The following is a 17,015-nucleotide window of genomic DNA, read 5'->3' on the forward strand; positions in this document are numbered from 1 at the left end:
CGACGACGCACAGCGCGAGTTCGACGACTTCAACCCGTTCTAGAACGTTCAGCAGCCGCATTTCCAGTAAATCGAGGCGATATCGCCGGACGGGTCTGTTCCGTTATCCGTCCGGCGGCCCGAAAATGCTCTCGGTGTCAACCGTTCGGCGAAGCCGCACCCGCTCAAGGGTGATTCACGCCGCTCAACCGTGTGGTTTCGGTCACCCGTCCGCGGGGTGTCAATTCCGGTATTCGCCCTGGTCGCAGGGGAACGCGAGGTTTCCATACGGCATGCTGCGGCCGACGTCCACCTTGCGAGACGATAACGGAGAGTGCAACCATCGCTTTATCTCCCAGCCCCCCGCAAGGTAGGTCGTCCGTGTCTGCTCAGCACATAGCGAAAGCCCGAACCACGGCAGTCGTGCTCGCCGGCGGTACCGGCCAGCGCGTGGGTCTGTCCATCCCCAAGCAGCTGCTGAAGATCGCAGGCAAGGCTGTCATCGAGCACACGCTGTCGATCTTCCAGCAGGCCGACTCCATCGACGACATCATCGTGCTGATGGCTCCGGGCTACGTGCCTGATGTGGAGAAGGTCGTCACCAAGGCCGGACTCACCAAGGTCACCAAGGTGATCGAGGGCGGATCCACCCGTAACGAGACCACCGAGCGCGCCATCGCGGCCCTCGGCGAGGGCCTGGCCGAGGGCGAGGACCGCAACGTCCTGTTCCACGACGCCGTGCGACCGTTGCTGTCGCAGCGCGTCATCAAGGACTGCGTCGACGCCCTGGACCGCTACCAGGCGGTCGACGTCGCCATCCCGTCCGCGGACACGATCATCGTGACCCGCACCCACGGCGGCGACGGCGAGTTCATCACCGATGTGCCCGACCGCTCCCGGCTGCGCCGCGGCCAGACGCCGCAGGCCTTCAAGCTCTCCACGATCCGCCGGGCGTACGAGGTCGCCGCGGGTGACCCGAACTTCCAGGCCACCGACGACTGCTCGGTCGTTCTGAAGTACCTCCCCGATGTGCCGATCTACGTCGTCGCGGGCGACGAGTACAACATGAAGGTCACTCAGCCCGTCGACGTCTTCATTGCGGACAAGCTCTTCCAGCTGGCCTCCACGGCCGTCCCGCAGCCGACCGACGACGCCGCGTACCGCGAACTGCTCACCGGCAAGACCCTCGTCGTCTTCGGTGGCTCGTACGGCATCGGCGCGGACATCGCGACCCTCGCCGAGTCCTACGGCGCCACCGTCTACGCCCTGGGCCGCTCCACCACCGGTACGCACGTGGAGAACCCGGAGCACGTCGACGACGCGCTCTCCAAGGCGTACGCGGACACCGGCCGCGTCGACTACGTGATCAACACCGCGGGCGTGCTCCGCATCGGCAAGCTGGCCGAGACGGACAACACGACCATCCAGGAAGCGCTGAACGTCAACTACCTGGCGCCGGTGCAGATCGCCCGTGCCTCGTACAAGTACCTCGCCCAGACCAAGGGGCAGCTGCTGCTCTACACCTCCAGCAGCTACACCCGGGGCCGCGCGGAGTACAGCCTCTACTCGTCCACCAAGGCCGCCATGGTGAATCTCACCCAGGCGCTCTCGGACGAGTGGGCGAGCGACGGCGTGCGGGTGAACTGCGTGAATCCCGAGCGCACCGCCACGCCGATGCGCACCAAGGCGTTCGGGGACGAGCCCGCGGGTACGCTGCTGTCCTCCGAGGCGGTTGCCAGAACCTCCCTCGACGTCCTGCTGTCCGAGATGACCGGCCATGTCATCGACGTACGCCAGCAGGACCCGACCCGTGGAGCTTCCGAGGCGTCGGGCTTCGAACAGGCCCTGGCCGCTGTCCTTGACCGACAGACCGATGTGTAATACTGCTTGACAATCGACTATTCGGACCCCTGTAGACGCCCGCGAGCGAACTGCAGGGGTCCGAATTCGTGAAGCTCCGGCTTCACATTTCCCTCGCAAGGTAATCAGTCGGCACCCTCGGGAGCGGTACTTCGTGATTTCGAAAGCCATTCGAATGGCTCGTGTGGGCAGCGGTTCGGAGCTGGCCGCCGCTCTTCTCATGGCCCTGGGGTTCCCGTGCGTCATGCTCGCGGCGATAATCCCCAATCTCTGGTTCTTCGCCGGCGCCGCCGCGGTGACATATCTGGCCGACCAGTATCTGCATCACTGCGGCAGTTATCTGCTCAACCGGCTTGCCGCGGTCCGTGCAGGGCTCTCGATCCGCTTCCTGGTCCGCCAGCTGCTGCTGATCCTGCTGCTCTCCCGCATGGGGTACGGAGAGCAGACGCTGTTCTATGTGACGGTCGCCTGTCTGCTGGCTTTCTATGGTCTCCAGGCACCGCAGAGCGCGGCGGTCACCCTCATCAGGCTCCGGCGCAAGCTCCCGGTGATCACGCGCAACGTCGACCTGGAGCAGGTGCGGATCCCGGACGCCCCGCCGTCGCTGTTGGTGAACCGCCCCGCGGAGAAGATGCTCCATCTGGACATCTTCGCGATGGTGGGTGTGCTGGTCGCGGTCGAGACCGATACGAACGGCTTCGCCTACGCCGGCCTGGCCATCACATTGGTTCTCGCGGCCTGCTACCTGGCGGCGCTCCTGCCGTACATCCGCCCGAAGCGGCTCGTGGCGCCCGAGGCCGAGGTGCTGCGCGCGGTGGACACCTGGCTGGGGGAGTACAAGCCGACCGTGGCGCTCTACTTCTCCGGCTCCAAGGACTCGGCCTACCAGGTCAATATGTGGCTGGAGACCATGGCGCAGCTCGACGGGCGTCCGCTCATCCTGCTGCGCGAGCGCGCGATACTTCCTCAGCTGAACACGACGTCGGTGCCGGTGCTCTGCGTGCCCGGCGGTGTGCACCTGATGAACCTGAACCTCTCGTCGGTAAGGGTCGCGCTCTACGCGGCCAACGTCGGCAAGAACATCCACCTGCTCCGGGTGCCGACCATGAAGCATGTCTTCATCGGCCACGGCGACAGCGACAAGCTCGCCAGCGTCAACCCGTACAGCAAGGCCTACGACGAGGTGTGGACCGCGGGCCGGGCCGGCCGTGACCGTTACGCGCTGGCCGATGTCGGTGTGCGCGACGAGGACATTGTCGAGGTGGGCCGCCCGCAGCTGGCCACCATCCAGTCGTGGACCGGCACGCCGAAGAACCCGATCCCGACCGTGCTGTACGCCCCCACCTGGGAGGGCTGGGACGACAATCCGGGCAACACCTCGCTGCTGCTGGCCGGCGAGAACATCGTCAAGCGGCTGCTGAATTCCGAGAAGCCGGTCCGGCTGCTCTACAAGCCGCACCCCTTCACGGGCACCCGCAGTGCCAAGGCCAAGGCCGTGCACCAGCGGATCACCGCGATGATCGAGAAGGCCGCAGTCGAGCGCGCGGCCGACCCCCGCTGGGCGAAGGAATTGGCGGCGCTCCAGGCGGTGCGGACCGAGGCGCGGGCCGAGCTGGCCCGTATCGAGGCGCGGCTCGCGGTGCTGTCGAGCGGCGGCCACGCGGCGGGGGACGAGGCCGAGATGTCTCGCGACTCGCTGGCCGACCCGGCGCGCGAGGCCGAGATCGCGCGGCTCAAGGACGAGTGGAACGCCGCTTCCTGGCGCGCGCTGGACTGGTGGGAGCACAAGGTCATCACGGGCGCCCGGATGCGGCTGTACGACTGCTTCAACGAGTCGGACGCCATGGTCTCGGACATCTCCAGCGTGGTGTCGGACTTCATCGCGAGCGGCAAGCCGTACGCGGTCACCGATTCGGCGGGGCTAGGCGAGGACGAATTCCGTCGGCAGAACACCGCGGTCCGTGCCGCGATCGTCCTGTCCAATGCCGCGACCGAGCTGGACGCCCTGCTCACGGCGGTGGTGGAACCTGCCGCGGACACCATGGCGGCAGACCGGCGCGAACTGAAGGAGTACCTCCTCGGCCCGGACGAGCCCACCTCGATCGTGCAGTTCGACCTGGCCGTGAAGGCGCTCGCAGCCAAGTCGGAGGCCAGGAACGAAGGTCTGGCGAGAAACCTCGGCGAACCCGTGAACAGCTGAGGAACCGCCTGATTCGTATACATGATCCAACTGGCCCGGCGTAACCCCCAAAGGGTTGCGCCGGGCCTTTTGTGATGAAGGTCACTCTTTGGGGGTGCAGTGCCGGGCAACCAACGCCCGAGGGCGACTGTCTTCTGTTGATGTGAACGAGATGCCAATTCCTGACGTAACCGTGATCATTGGCGCATATGAGGCAATGCCCTATCTCAAGCGCTGCCTCGAATCGGTCGAGACGCAGACCATCGGTGCCCAACGGATCGAGATCGTGGCGGTCGATGACGGTTCGACCGATGGCACCGGTGAGTACCTGGAGGAGTTCGCGGCCCGCTCCGCGGTTCCGACCCGGGTGGTCAGGCAGGAGAACTCCGGCGGCCCCAGTGGGCCGCGCAACGTGGGTCTCGGCATGGCGAGGGGGCGCTATGTGTTCTTCCTCGACGCGGACGACTACTTCGGCGACGAGGCCCTGGAGCGGATGGTCGCCATGGCCGACCGGGCGCACACCGACGTGGTGCTCGGCAAGGTGGTCGGGGTCAATCGCGGGGCGCCCCGGTCGATGTGGACAGCCACCAAGGAGCGGGTCAACGTATACAACTCCAAGGTCATTTACACGCTGAGTGCGCAGAAACTCTTCCGGCGTGAACTGCTGGAGCGAATCGATCTGAGATTCGATGAGAAGCTCAAGACCGGCGAGGACGCGCTCTTCACCATGGAGACGTATCTGCGAGGTTCCGGAGTCTCCGTCATATCGAATTACACCTGCTATCACCTGGTCGGCCGGGACGACGGAAAGCACGTCACCAAGAGCGGTACCTATGAATGGCGCTTCGACTCCATGAGGGCCATGATGGCGCTCATTCACCGGCTCGAACCCGCCGGGCCGAAGCGGGACTTCCTGATGGTCCGTCCCTTTACGGTCGGGATGCTGCAGCAGTTCGGTCCTGTCTTCCTCCGGGACTCCGAAGAGGTCCGACGCCACAAGATGGCGCTCGCGGCGCCGCTCATGGAAACGTACTGGAACGACGGGGTGGCCCGCCTGATCAAGGTCGCCGAGAGGCTGCGACTCGCCGCTGTCGCGGCGGGCCGGGCCGACGTGCTGGTGGACATACTGACGTATCTGCAGGCGAAGACTGTTCCAGATGTGGTCGGTTCACGAAAGGGGGACAAGCTCTTCCTTGCGTACCCGCACTTCCGGCGCCGTTCGAGCGGTCTCTCGGCGTCCGATTTCGAGGTCACCGTGCCCGACTGGCACGACGGCAAGCGCATCGAGAAACCCAAGGTCGTGGCCCGCAAAGCGTCACTGTCGCGGCGTGTCGCCCGGCGTATGCGGCGGGACGTACGACGCTGGAAGTCGAGGCTCAGCATGGGCTGAGCGGACCCGACCCGCCTGACTCCGTATGTGCGTTCCGATCTCGCTCGCGAGTTGACGCATGACGAATTGCGCAGTAATTCTCAGTAAAGTCGCCTCGCAGGTCGCAGCCGCGACAAGACCGATATCTCAACCATGAGGACTGGTCACGTGAAGGCTCTCGTACTGTCCGGGGGGGCGGGCACCCGCCTGCGTCCCATTACCCACACCTCGGCCAAGCAACTGGTGCCGGTGGCGAACAAGCCCGTGCTGTTCTACGGCCTGGAGGCCATCGCGGAAGCGGGCATCACCGAAGTCGGCATCATCGTGGGCGACACCGCCCAGGAGATCCGTGAGGCGGTCGGCGACGGTTCACGGCTCGGCATCGAGGTCACGTACATCCCGCAGGACGAGCCGCTCGGTCTTGCCCACGCGGTACTGATCGCACGTGACTTCCTGGGGGACGACGACTTCGTCATGTACCTCGGTGACAATTTCATCGTCGGCGGGATCACCGGTCTGGTGGAGCAGTTCCGCACGGACAAGCCCGATGCGCAGATCCTGCTGACCCAGGTGCCCAACCCGACCTCCTTCGGAGTCGCGGAGCTCGACGCCGACGGCCGGGTGGCGGCCCTGGAGGAGAAACCGAAGGAGCCCAAGAGCGATCTGGCGCTCGTCGGGGTCTACCTCTTCACCCCCGCCATCCACAAGGCCGTCCGCTCGATCGAGCCCTCCTGGCGCGGTGAGCTGGAGATCACCCACGCCATCCAGTGGCTGATCGACCAGAAGCGGGACGTCCGCTCCACCACGATCCGCGGGTACTGGAAGGACACCGGCAACGTCACCGACATGCTGGAGGTCAACCGGACCGTCCTGGAGACCATCGAGCCGTCCCACGAGGAAGCCGAGGTCGACGAGGAGAGCGAGATCATCGGCCGGGTGCGGATCGAGGCGGGCGCCAAGGTCAGCGGCAGCCGCATCGTCGGGCCCGCGATCATCGGCTCCCGGTCGGTGATCAGCGGTGCGTACGTCGGCCCGTTCACCTCGGTCTCGGAGGACTGCCGGATCGAGGACAGTGAGATCGAGTACTCCATCGTTCTGCGGGGCGCGTCCGTCGCCGGTGTCCGACGCGTGGAGGCGTCGCTCATCGGCCGTGATGTCGAAGTGACCCCCGCACCCCGTTCCCCCTCCGCCCACCGGCTTGTGCTCGGCGACCACAGCAAGGTGCAGATCTCTTCATGACCACGAACATCCTGGTGACCGGCGGCGCCGGCTTCATCGGCTCGCACTACGTCCGCACGGTGCTCGGCCCCGAGGGCCCCGGTGACATCGCCGTCACCGTGCTCGACAAGCTCACCTACGCGGGGAACCCGGCCAACCTCGACGAGGTGCGCGACCACCCCGGCTTCGCGTTCGTGCAGGGCGACATCTGCGACACCGAGCTGGTTGCCGAGCTGATGGCCGAGCACGACCAGGTCGTGCACTTCGCCGCCGAGTCCCATGTGGACCGCTCCATCGACGGCGGCGCCGAATTCGTCCGTACGAACGTCGTGGGCACCCACACCCTGATCCACGCCGCGTACCTGGCCGGAGTCAAGACCTTCGTGCACATCTCCACCGACGAGGTCTACGGCTCCATCGACGAGGGCTCCTGGCCCGAGACCGATCCGCTCGCGCCCAACTCGCCGTACTCCGCGGCCAAGGCGTCCAGCGACCTGATCGCGCTGTCGTACCACCGCACCCACGGCCTCGACGTGCGGGTGACCCGCTGCTCCAACAACTACGGGCACCACCACTTCCCCGAGAAGGTCATCCCGCTCTTCGTCACCAACCTGCTGGACGGCAAGACGGTCCCGCTGTACGGCGACGGCGCCAACGTCCGCGACTGGCTCCATATCGACGACCACGTCCAGGGCATCGAACTGGTCCGCACGAAGGGCCGGGCCGGCGAGGTCTACAACATCGGCGGCGGCACCGAGCTCTCCAACAAGGAGCTCACGGGCCTGCTGCTGGACGCCTGCGCAGCCGACTGGGACACCAGCGTCACCCACGTCGAGGACCGCAAGGGCCACGACCGCCGCTACTCCGTCGACTGCACCAAGATCCGCGAGGAGCTCGGCTACGAGCCCCGCAAGGACTTCCGCACCGGCCTCGCCGAGACCGTGCAGTGGTACCGCGACAACCGCGCCTGGTGGGAGCCGCTGAAGGACAGGGCCGCGCTGTGAGCGCCCTCTGGCTGGTCACCGGAGCCGCCGGGATACTGGGGCGGGATGTCCTGGCCCGGCTCGCCGGTGAGGACGTCAGGGCGGTCGCCGCGGACCGGGCGGCCATGGACATCGCCGACCCCGGATCGGTGTGGGCCGGCTTCGAGAAGTACCGCCCCGCCGTCGTGGTGAACTGCGCCGCCTGGACCGCTGTCGACGACGCCGAGTCCCAGGAGGAGGCCGCGCTGCGGGTCAACGGCACGGGCCCCGGGGTCCTCGCCGCGGCCTGCCGCGAACACGGCGCCGTCCTCCTCCAGGTCTCCACCGACTACGTCTTCGCCGGGGACGGCCGGAAGCCCTACGCCGAGGACGGCCCCACCGCACCGCGCAGCGCCTACGGCCGCACCAAACTGGTCGGCGAGCGAGCGGTGCAGGACACCCTGCCGGACACGGGGTACGTGGTGCGTACAGCCTGGTTGTACGGCGCGGGCGGCGGAAACTTCGTCCGTACGATGATCAAGCTGGAGGGCGTCAAGGAGACCCTCGACGTGGTGGACGACCAGCGCGGACAGCCCACCTGGACCGTCGATCTTGCGGACCGCCTGGTCCGGCTCGGACAGGCCGCCCTCGCGGGCACCGCCCCCGCGGGCGTCTACCACGGCACCAGCGGCGGCGAGACGACCTGGTTCGGCTTCACCCGGGAGATCTTCCGGCTGCTCGGCACCGATCCGGCGCGCGTCCGCCCCACGACCAGCGAGGCCTTCGTACGGCCGGCTCCCCGGCCCGCGTTCAGTGTGCTGGGACACGACCGCTGGGCAGTGGCCGGAATCGAACCGATCCGGGATTGGCGGGCGGCGCTGCAAGAGGCATTTCCGGCACTCCTCGCAGCAGAGCGGTCGTGATCGTCGAATGATCGTATCGACAGTCAAGTCCGCAGAATTCCAAAACTCTGAACAATGAAGGTTCACCTAGGGGAGAATGCTTACATCACCGTGCGGTCATGAGGTAACTTCGCCGGGGACCAGACCAGTTGGTTTCCTCCGAAGGGCTGCTCCACGTGAACCGCCATGACTTTCTGCGTCATTTGCATCGTGTCTACCGTCCTCGGAACTATTTGGAGATCGGGGTCAACGACGGAAGAAGCCTGGCTCTCTCGCGAGTGCCGTCCGTCGCCATCGACCCCGCATTCCGTGTGGTGACGGACATCAGCTGCGACGTGCACCTGGTCAAGGCGACGAGCGACGATTTCTTCGCCCGCAAGGACCCGCTGCTGCACCTGCGCAACGGCCGCAACCCGTTCCGCGCCCTGGCCCGTCGTGATCCGCTCAATGTGATCGGCGGGGACCCGAAACTGGAGCTCGCCTTCATCGACGGCATGCACCTTTTCGAGTACGCCCTGCGTGACTTCATGAATGTCGAGAAGCACGCCCGCTGGTCGAGTGTGATCGTGCTGGACGACATGCTGCCGCGCGATGTCGACGAGGCGGCCCGCGACCGGCACACCAAGTTCTGGGCCGGCGATGTGTACAAGGTGGTGCAGGTGCTGCGCCGCTACCGTCCCGACCTGCTGGTCGTCGAGGTGGACACGGCACCGACCGGTGTGGTCGCCGTGTTCGGCGCCAACCCGGAGAGCAACATCCTGAAGCACGCGTACGACAAGATCATCGAGGAGTACGTCGTTCCCGATCCGCAGGACGTACCCGACGAAGTGCTGGTACGGAAGAACGCCGTCCAGCCCGAGGCGCTGCTCGGCGCCGATTTCTGGCCGGCCCTCTCCCGCGCCCGCAACCTGCGCCGCCCGCGCTCGGCGTTCGCGCCCCTGCGTAAGCGCATCGAGGCCGTGACGGGCTGACAGGCGACCGGGTCGTCCGTCCGAGATCAGGCTGCCCTCTCCGAGGCCTGACCGGTCCGAGACCAGTACGAAGCCCCCGTGATCCGTAGGGACCAAGGGGGCTTCGGCGTTCCCGCCCGGGCGCTCAGCCGCGGGCGCGCAGCTCGGCGTAGTACGCCTGGCAGGCCTCGTACGACGGCAGCAGGCCCTGCTTCTCGGCCTCGGCCAGTGAGGGGGCCGCGGCGTCCTTGTCGGACAGTAGCGGGGTGATCCCCTCCGGCCACTCGATGCCCAGCTCGGGATCGAGCGGGTTGATGCCGTGCTCGCGGCCGGGCGCGTAGCCCTCGGAGCACAGATAGACGACCGACGCGTCGTCCGTCAGGGCCATGAAGGCGTGGCCGAGGCCCTCGTCGAGATAGACGGCGTGGTGATCCGCGTCGTCGAGCCGGACGGCCTCCCACCGCTTGTACGTGGGGGAGCCAACCCGGATGTCCACGATGACGTCGAGCACCGCGCCGCGTACACACTTGACGTACTTGGCCTGACCCGGCGGCACATCGGCGAAGTGGACACCGCGCAGGGTGCCCCGGCTGGAGAGGGAGAAGTTGGCCTGTGCGAGCCGCAGCGTGTGTCCGACGGCCTCGCTGAGTTCCGATGCCTTGAACAACTCGTGGAAGCTGCCGCGGCTGTCCGGGAAGACCTTGGGCTCATACACCCAGGCGCCTGGGATGGAGAGCTGCCGCATGCGATCACGTCCTTGTTCGGTGTGTTTGGTGCTGGTGCTGGTGCTGGTGTTGTTGGTAGTGGGCCGCCTCGTCGGGGGAGACGGTGGATCTTGCGGGTATGGATCAGCCGATGAGCCGGCCGGCGAGGCGGCGGGCCCGCTTACGACCCTGCGGGGGGAGCCTGCGCACGATCGGGCTGCCGACGGTGCGCAGCACCCGGCGCAGAGTCGCCTTACGGCGTTGCGCGACCAGACCGGCCGTGATCGTGTGCGCGGCCTCGGGCAGCGCCGGATCCAGCTGGATCCGGCCGCCCCCGCCGACGGTGACGTCGCAGAGGCTCAGCGCTGGGCTCTTCTCGCCGTCCAGCCGGACGGAGAGCTTCCAGGCGCCCGCTGCGACGCCGGGGGCGCGGCTCGGCACCCTGAGATGGGCCCGGCCCACTGCCGGGTGCAGCACCGTACGCACCGTGTGCACGGCCGAGCCGGTTCCCCCGGCCGGACTCAGGACCAGCTGGACGTCGGATGCGGCGGTGGTGCTGGTCGTGAAGAGGTCCAGCCGGAGTTCGGGCCGACGGCCCGCCGTCCGCAGCACGGGGCGGCCGTCCAGGTAGGTGGCAAGCTTCTTGCTGCGGCGGCCCACATCGAGCGTGAGGTTGCCGTGCGGTTCGGTGAAGTACGGGATGACGCCACGGGCCGGCGAGCCGAGCGACGCGGGCAGGCAGGCGGCGTCCACCTCGGGGGCGCGGTCGGCTCCCAGCCTCGCCTTGCGGACCAGGCCCAGGCCGCGCAGCGGCACCCAGACGTCCCAGAAGCCGCGGGAGACCCGGCCGCGGCCCTTGACCGCCTCCGAGGTCACGTGACCGCTGCCGCGCAGGACGATCTCGCAGGCTCCGTCGCCGAGGTCATCGGTCTGCGCGGTGAACTTCGCGGGGCAGGGCCACTCGACGGCCGTCTCGCGGTTGCGCAGCGACAGTTCGGCGGAGAAACCGTCGATGTCATCGGTGACGTCCAGGAGTTCGTCCTGGGCCAGCAGCCCGCCGCCGGTGTCCGGGTGCAGGAAGTAGCGGCCGTCGCGGCGCAGCAGCTTCACCGGCTCCTCGTCGTCGCCCTGGACCAGCCGGGCGGTCACGGTGAGAGCGACGCGGCCGTCCGGCTGCCAGGCGAACTCCTCCAGACGGGCCGACGCCTTGACGGACCCGGCGAACCGGGCGATCCGTAGCAGCCCCTCCCGGTCGTCCCTGCGCAGGAGCGTGGAGCGGATCCGCAGCAGTGGGCCGAGGCCGTCGTGCACCCCGTCGCCCATGAAGTCGATGGCCAGCGGCCTGATCGCGTCGCACATCTCCTGGAAGAACTCGGGCTGGTACTTCATCACCGCGGGCTCGCTGAGCCGGCTCAGCATCTCGACGCGGTAGAAGCGGCGGAGCAGCAGATCCCGGAACTCGCCCGGCTCGGTGTTCTCCATCACGACGTCCAGGACTTCACGGAGGTTCCCGTAGTACTGAGCCGGGACGATCCTGGTGGATCCCGCGTTCTTGCCGTCGTCGCGCCGGGAGTAGTAGTAGCAGGTGTAGTTGCCGAGGATCGAAACGACCTCGGCGGGGAAGTACGCCTGCATCATGTAGAGCTGGTCCTCGAGCCGGCGCTTGCCCTCGGGGTAGGCGATGCCGTTCTCGCGGAGGAACTCCGTACGGAACATCTTGTGCGGTGTGAGGCTGTCGTACAGCGGCGCGTCGCGCAGGTTGCACTTCTCGCGGTTCTTCTTGAACACGCCGTGCGGGACACCGCGGAAGTTGCTGGCCACCTTGCCGATGACGATGTCGGAGCCGTTGCGGTGGCCCATCTCGTACAGCCGGCGCAGGGCGTCGGAGGCGAGATGGTCGTCCTGGTCGACGAACTGGACGTACTCGCCCTTCGCCTCGGCCACACCGATGTTGCGGGGCTTTCCGGGCCATCCGGAGTTGGGGATGGTGATCACCCGGAAATGAGGGTGTTCCACCGCCAGCTTTTCGAGCCGTTCGGGAGTGTCGTCCGTGGAACCATCGTTCACGAAGAGAACTTCGAACTCCGCTGCGGGGAGAGACTGCTTCAGAAGCGACTCGATGCAGGGGTCGATGTACTTGCCCGGGTTGTATACCGGAATGACGACACTTACTTTGACTGGCATCGCTGCTGTCCCATGTCTGGTAGGTCCCTGAAGATGACGGGGGATGCGGGGCCGACACTGCTACTGCCGAAAATGGGGGGAGGGGCCGCCGCCACGCACCCTATCGGCTGTTAGATGAGTGAGACGTTCCGATGGTTGCATCAGCCGGCGGGCACGGGTTTTCTCCACGACTTCGCCCGGTGCGGATGCGCGTCGCCAAGAAGTCAATCATTCGATATGAGTAATGAATGTGAACGCTGACGCGGCGGTCGATCTTATTTACGGGGACACCCGGCCGGAGAGGCCGTGTGCGGGGCCGTCGGCGGACACGCAGGGTGCGGACGGGCCGCGGAGCCGCCCATGCGTCCACGGGGCGGAACGCACAGGCGCCCGTCCGGCCGCTCGCGTAGATTGCGAGGACCGGGCGGAGGCCGAATCATTGGGGAAATACGTGTCAGGGGCAAGGCAGGGCGTCGCAGAGGCCCGCAGGATCGTGGTCAAGGTCGGTTCCTCATCCCTCACCACCGCGGCCGGCGGCCTCGACGCGGATCGCGTCGACGCGCTCGTCGACGTACTCGCCAGGGTGAGGAGCGGTGGGGAGCGCGAGATCGTGCTCGTCTCCAGCGGCGCCATCGCGGCCGGGCTCGCCCCGCTCGGGCTGCTCCGCCGGCCCAAGGACCTGGCCAGGCAGCAGGCCGCGGCCAGCGTCGGCCAGGGGCTGCTCGTCGCCCGTTACACCGCCTCCTTCGCCCGGTACGGCGTGCGCGTCGGCCAGGTGCTGCTCACCAGCAACGACACCAGCCGCCGCGCCCACTACCGCAACGCCTACCGCACCCTCGACCAGCTCCTGGACATGGGCGCGCTCCCGGTCGTCAACGAGAACGACACCGTCGCCACCGACGAGATCCGGTTCGGCGACAACGACCGCCTCGCGGCGCTCGTCGCCCATCTCGTCCGCGCCGATCTCCTGGTCCTCCTCTCCGACGTGGACGGGCTGTACGACGGCGACCCGAGCAGTCCGGGCAGCTCGCGGGTCGCCGAAGTGGCCGGGCCCGAGGACCTCGCGGGCGTCACCATCGGCAGCGCGGGGAAGGCGGGCGTCGGCACCGGGGGCATGGTCACCAAGGTCGAGGCCGCCCGGATCGCCACGGCCGCCGGAGTCCCCGTCGTCCTCACCTCGGCGAGCCGGGCCGCCGACGCCCTGGCCGGACGCGACACCGGTACGTACTTCCACCGCACCGGACGACGGTCGGCGGACCGGCTGCTCTGGCTCGCCCACGCCTCCACGCCGCAGGGCTCGCTGACCCTGGACGACGGGGCCGTACAGGCGGTCGTCGAACGGCACAGCTCGCTGCTGCCCGCCGGAATCGCCGCGGTCGAGGGCGAGTTCACCGCGGGCGACCCGGTGGAACTGCGTGACCTCGAAGGCCGCCCCCTGGCCCGCGGACTCGTCAACTTCGACGCCAAGGAGATCCCGCAGCTGCTCGGCCGCTCCACCCGCGACCTGGCACGCGAACTCGGTCCGGCATATGAGCGCGAGGTCGTACACAGGGACGATCTCGTCCTCCTGCACCCCTGACAGACGCCCTGAAACGGCTGAAAGTCCAGCCTCAGGGCGGAGACCTTCACGAAAACGGCCCCATCCTCGGCCGCGGACTGGTCAACTTTGTCTCGGGGGCACAGCGGGGTACAGCACAGCAAACGCATTCACAGGAGGCCGCCGGTGAGACGAGCGCGCCCGGGGGCGCCGCCCCGAGGAACGGGTGGCCGGGCCCTGACCAGCGTCGGAGCAGGTATCGGCTTCGACGGGAGACGGTCCGACGAGAGACGGTCCATGGACCGTGCGGACGACCGGACCACGCGGTCCGAGCCGGCCGGGGCGGAGGAGGAACGCACTCCGTCGAGACTCTGGCACATCACGCTCAGCGTCTCGGGCACCGCGATTCCGCTGAAGGAGGTCAGACGCGGGCTCGAACAACTCGCGCACGACCACCCCTTCCTGCTGACCAGCCGGTACGCCAACGACCACGCGGAGATCCGCTACTGGGAAGAGGCCCGTGATCTGCACGACGCGGCGGCCGTCGCGCTGCGGCTCTGGGGAGAGCACCGCTCCACCGCCAAGCTTCCGCCCTGGGAGATCGTCGGCCTGGAGGTCATCGACCGCGAGACGTACCACCAGCGCGTCGCCGAGGGATACGGACCGCCCCCGGCCGCCCCGGTCGGCGTTCACCCGTACTGAGCATGGCGACGGTTCCGGGGCGGTCATCCTCGGGGTGGTTGTTTTCGGGACGGCTGGTTTTCGGGACGGCTGTCTTCGGGGTGGTCGTCGCGTGTCGCGGAGCAGTCCCGGGGGTCGTTCTGGAGCGGCCGTCCCGCATCCCGGAAGACGGGCTCGGGGGCAGTTGTCTCGCATCACGGAAACGGCCTCGGGGCAGTTGTCTCGCATCACGGAAACGGCCTCGGGGCAGTTGTCTCGCATCACGGGATACGTGAGGGATGCCCGCAGTGTGCGCACTACTCTGCGGGCATGACCACGTTCTCGCCGTACGACAACATGTCCCCGGTCGCCCAGGCCGCCTACCGGGCACGCTCCGCCGCCGCCGACCTCTCGCCGCTGCCGCGCGCGGCGAAGGACGATGCGCTGCTGGCGATCGCGGACGCGCTGGAGGTGCGGACGAGCGAGATCGTCGAGGCCAATGCCGAGGACGTCGCCCGCGCCCGCGAGGCCGGGACCAGCGAGTCGATCGTCGACCGGCTCACCCTCACCCCGGAGCGGATCCGCGCCATCGCCGCCGACGTGCGGGACGTGGCGGCGCTGCCCGACCCGGTCGGCGAGGTCGTCCGCGGCTCGACCCTGCCCAACGGCATCGATCTGCGACAGGTCCGGGTGCCGCTCGGCGTGGTCGGGATCATCTACGAGGCCCGGCCCAATGTGACGGTCGACGCCGCAGCCCTCTGCCTGAAGTCGGGCAATGCCGTCCTGCTGCGCGGCTCGTCCTCCGCGTACGCCTCGAATGTCGCGCTGGTACGGGTGCTGCGGGACGCCGTCGGCGGCTCCGGTCTCCCGGCCGACGCGGTGCAGTTGGTGCCGGGCGAGAACCGCGACTCGGTGCGGGAACTGATGCGGGCCCGCGGCCTCGTCGACGTCCTCATTCCGCGCGGCGGTGCCTCGCTGATCCGCACGGTGGTCGCGGAGTCCACCGTTCCGGTCATCGAGACCGGCACCGGCAACTGCCACGTGTATGTGGACGCGCAGACCGACCTCGACATGGCCGTCGACATCCTGATCAACTCCAAGGCGCAGCGTCCGAGCGTCTGCAACGCCGCCGAGACGCTCCTGGTCCACAAGGACGTCGCCGCGGACTTCCTGCCGCGCGCCCTGGAGGCGCTGGCCGACGCCGGGGTGACCGTGCACGGCGACGAGCGGGTCCTCGAATACGCCGAGGGGTCCAAGGCCACCGTGGTGGCGGCGACGCCGGAGGACTGGGAGACCGAGTACCTCTCCTACGACATCGCCGCGGCCGTCGTGGAGTCGCTGGACGCGGCCGTCGCCCACATCCGGCTCTGGTCCTCCGGCCACACCGAGGCGATCGTCACCACGTCGCAGGCTGCCGCCCGCCGGTTCACTCAACTGGTGGATTCCACGACGGTCGCCGTGAACGCGTCCACCCGCTTCACCGACGGCGGCCAGTTCGGCTTCGGAGCCGAGATCGGCATCTCCACCCAGAAGCTGCACGCCAGGGGCCCGATGGGGCTGCCGGAGCTCACCTCGACGAAGTACATCGTCACGGGTGACGGCCACGTACGGTGACCGTCCGCGTGCGGTGAATATTGTCGGCTCCCTGCCCAGAACGACCCGGCGGGTCTAGTCTGGAGTGGTGCCGGACGACGTGGGGGGCAGGCCGTTCCCGGACGGCTGGGAGCCCGACGACGACCGCGGGGGCGCGGACGAGGACTTCGCCTCCGTGGTGTTCGACGAGGACTTCGTACGGGCCGCCGAGATCCATGAACCCACCGCCGTCGAGCGGTTGCTGGCGGCTGCGCAGGCGCGCGCCGAGGCCGAGGCGTTCCGTGCGCGGGCCGGCGGTGGCCCGCTGGACGACGAACTCCCCGACGAGGGATACGGGCCGGGCGGCGCATACGCCCGAGGGAGCGCCTACGACGACCCCCTGGACCTTGATGACGACGCGTACGGCACCGGCCCCTACGGGCGCCACGGCGGTGCCCTGCGCCCCTATCGGGGTGCGGCACGCTGGCACCGGCCCGTGGCCTGGCTGCTGGCCGTGCTGATGGGCATCGGAATGGTCGCGCTGGCCTTCAGCGCCGTTTACCGCAACAGCTCGGGCAACCGCCAGGATCCCGCCCCACCGCCCGCCACCACGGGCGTGGACAGCTCCCCGGGACCCGCCCCCAGCGCCATCCCCTCGGCTTCGGCCGGTTACCCCCGCCCCATGGTCTCGGCGGTCCCCCGCACAGGCTGACCTGACGGCGGTTCTCCGGGCACCGGGGCAACTCTCCGGTGGTTCTCCCAGCGGCTCGGCGTTTACCTCGGTCGTAATCGACCTACCCTGAAGGTGTGACCCCTCTCTACGAGGGGGCTTCTCACTCGTCCGTACATGCGCAGTCATGCGACGTCATGCGAACTCATGACGGGCAGGCCCTGTCCGAAGCCACTCGGCCGAAGCAGAGCGATGCGTTTCGGCCCCGGTCGGTGACGTGGAGTCGGGAG

At 68.1% G+C, this 17,015-nt stretch carries 13 protein-coding genes; 11 read left to right on the forward strand and 2 right to left on the reverse strand.

Annotation, left to right across the window (positions count from 1 at the left end; genetic code table 11):
- Nucleotides 1–360: 360 nt before the first annotated feature.
- The 7 genes from ACFU8Q_RS04400 to ACFU8Q_RS04430 all read left to right on the forward strand — a co-directional run bounded on the left by ACFU8Q_RS04400 (nt 361) and on the right by ACFU8Q_RS04430 (nt 9,440).
- Complete coding sequence (locus ACFU8Q_RS04400; protein ID WP_384447583.1) at nt 361–1,860, forward strand: D-ribitol-5-phosphate cytidylyltransferase; 1,500 nt, start codon at nt 361–363, stop codon at nt 1,858–1,860.
- Nucleotides 1,861–2,014: 154 nt separating this feature from the next.
- Nucleotides 2,015–4,039, forward strand: coding sequence for a hypothetical protein (locus tag ACFU8Q_RS04405; protein WP_384447586.1), 2,025 nt, complete (start codon nt 2,015–2,017; stop codon nt 4,037–4,039).
- A 151-nt stretch (nt 4,040–4,190) separates the two neighbouring features.
- On the forward strand, nt 4,191–5,408 hold the full coding sequence (locus tag ACFU8Q_RS04410; RefSeq protein ID WP_384447589.1) for a glycosyltransferase family 2 protein: 1,218 nt from the start codon (nt 4,191–4,193) through the stop codon (nt 5,406–5,408).
- Nucleotides 5,409–5,555: 147 nt separating this feature from the next.
- Nucleotides 5,556–6,626, forward strand: coding sequence for a glucose-1-phosphate thymidylyltransferase (locus ACFU8Q_RS04415; RefSeq protein WP_384447591.1), 1,071 nt, complete (start codon nt 5,556–5,558; stop codon nt 6,624–6,626).
- Nucleotides 6,623–7,609 carry a dTDP-glucose 4,6-dehydratase gene (gene rfbB, locus ACFU8Q_RS04420; RefSeq protein ID WP_384447594.1) on the forward strand — a complete coding sequence of 329 codons (987 nt, stop codon included), beginning with the start codon at nt 6,623–6,625 and terminating at the stop codon, nt 7,607–7,609. The genes ACFU8Q_RS04415 and rfbB overlap by 4 nt, the downstream gene beginning before the upstream one ends.
- Entirely contained in the window at nt 7,606–8,490 is an 885-nt protein-coding gene (rfbD, locus tag ACFU8Q_RS04425) for a dTDP-4-dehydrorhamnose reductase (protein WP_384447596.1), read from the forward strand. Before rfbB ends, rfbD begins: the two co-directional genes overlap by 4 nt.
- 155 nt (nt 8,491–8,645) lie before the next feature.
- On the forward strand, nt 8,646–9,440 hold the full coding sequence (locus ACFU8Q_RS04430) for a class I SAM-dependent methyltransferase (protein ID WP_384447599.1): 795 nt from the start codon (nt 8,646–8,648) through the stop codon (nt 9,438–9,440).
- A 124-nt stretch (nt 9,441–9,564) separates the two neighbouring features.
- On the opposite strand, the gene rfbC is transcribed toward ACFU8Q_RS04430, so the two are convergent.
- Both rfbC and ACFU8Q_RS04440 read right to left on the reverse strand, forming a co-directional pair.
- The gene (gene rfbC, locus ACFU8Q_RS04435; RefSeq protein ID WP_384447602.1) at nt 9,565–10,164 is read right to left on the reverse strand and encodes a dTDP-4-dehydrorhamnose 3,5-epimerase; all 600 of its coding nucleotides are present in this window, start codon (nt 10,162–10,164) and stop codon (nt 9,565–9,567) included.
- 103 nt (nt 10,165–10,267) lie between these two features.
- Nucleotides 10,268–12,307 (reverse strand): glycosyltransferase family 2 protein, encoded by a 2,040-nt coding sequence (locus ACFU8Q_RS04440; RefSeq protein WP_384447605.1) that lies wholly within the window; start codon nt 12,305–12,307, stop codon nt 10,268–10,270.
- Between the two features lie 472 nt (nt 12,308–12,779).
- Here ACFU8Q_RS04440 and proB point away from each other — a divergent pair, with 472 nt between their 5' ends.
- The 4 genes from proB (at nt 12,780) to ACFU8Q_RS04460 (ending at nt 16,767) form a co-directional block, all read left to right on the forward strand.
- Entirely contained in the window at nt 12,780–13,865 is a 1,086-nt protein-coding gene (gene proB / locus ACFU8Q_RS04445; protein ID WP_384447680.1) for a glutamate 5-kinase, read from the forward strand.
- 144 nt (nt 13,866–14,009) lie between these two features.
- Nucleotides 14,010–14,525 carry a hypothetical protein gene (locus tag ACFU8Q_RS04450; protein WP_384447608.1) on the forward strand — a complete coding sequence of 172 codons (516 nt, stop codon included), beginning with the start codon at nt 14,010–14,012 and terminating at the stop codon, nt 14,523–14,525.
- A gap of 288 nt (nt 14,526–14,813) precedes the next feature.
- Nucleotides 14,814–16,097, forward strand: coding sequence for a glutamate-5-semialdehyde dehydrogenase (locus ACFU8Q_RS04455; protein WP_384447611.1), 1,284 nt, complete (start codon nt 14,814–14,816; stop codon nt 16,095–16,097).
- 67 nt (nt 16,098–16,164) lie between these two features.
- Nucleotides 16,165–16,767, forward strand: a complete 603-nt coding sequence (locus ACFU8Q_RS04460; protein ID WP_384447614.1) for a hypothetical protein — start codon at nt 16,165–16,167, stop codon at nt 16,765–16,767.
- Nucleotides 16,768–17,015 lie beyond the last annotated feature (248 nt).

Origin of the sequence: Streptomyces sp. NPDC057543 (genome assembly GCF_042801895.1) — a bacterium.
Lineage (GTDB): Bacteria > Actinomycetota > Actinomycetes > Streptomycetales > Streptomycetaceae > Streptomyces.